Raw genomic sequence first — 486 nt, forward strand, 5'->3', positions numbered from 1 at the left:
CACAACATTCATCGAAGGAAACGACACAATGCAGAAAGACATTCACCCGCCATACGGTCCGGTGGTGTTCAAGGACCAGTCCACCGGAACCATGTTCCTGACGCGTTCGACGCTGGTGGCCAAGGCCGACAGGCTCCCCACCATCGAATGGGAGGACGGCAACACGTACCCGCTGTACACCGTGGACGTCACCAGCTACTCACACCCGTTCTACACCGGCAAATCCGTGGTGCTCGACGCCGCGGGCCAGGTGCAGAAGTTCAACCAACGCTACGGCAGAAAGGACAAGTGACATGAAGGTCAAGGCTTCCATCCGCTCCCTGCTGCGCAAGGACGGATCCATGGTCGTGCGCCGTCGCGGCCACCTATACGTCATCAACAAGAAGAATCCACGCTGGAAAGCGAGGCAAGGCTGATGGCGCTTCCCAAAACAAGGACTTCCCGAGCGAACACCCATTCACGCCGTTCCAACTGGAAGGCGAAGCC

At 58.6% G+C, this 486-nt stretch carries 3 protein-coding genes; all 3 read left to right on the forward strand.

Annotation, left to right across the window (positions count from 1 at the left end; all coding sequences use genetic code 11):
• Window positions 1-28: 28 nt before the first annotated feature.
• Window positions 29-292, forward strand: coding sequence for a type B 50S ribosomal protein L31 (locus B3C64_RS03370; protein ID WP_291533717.1), 264 nt, complete (start codon window positions 29-31; stop codon window positions 290-292).
• 1 nt (window position 293) lies between these two features.
• The gene (locus tag B3C64_RS03375) at window positions 294-416 is read left to right on the forward strand and encodes a ribosomal protein bL36 (RefSeq protein WP_033501358.1); all 123 of its coding nucleotides are present in this window, start codon (window positions 294-296) and stop codon (window positions 414-416) included.
• A partial coding sequence (gene rpmF / locus B3C64_RS03380) for a 50S ribosomal protein L32 (RefSeq protein WP_291533719.1) occupies window positions 416-486 on the forward strand: 71 nt, incomplete at its 3' end. The genes B3C64_RS03375 and rpmF, both read left to right, overlap by 1 nt.

It is taken from the genome of Bifidobacterium sp. UBA6881 (assembly GCA_002451435.1).
In the GTDB taxonomy this organism is placed as follows: Bacteria; Actinomycetota; Actinomycetes; order Actinomycetales; family Bifidobacteriaceae; genus Bifidobacterium.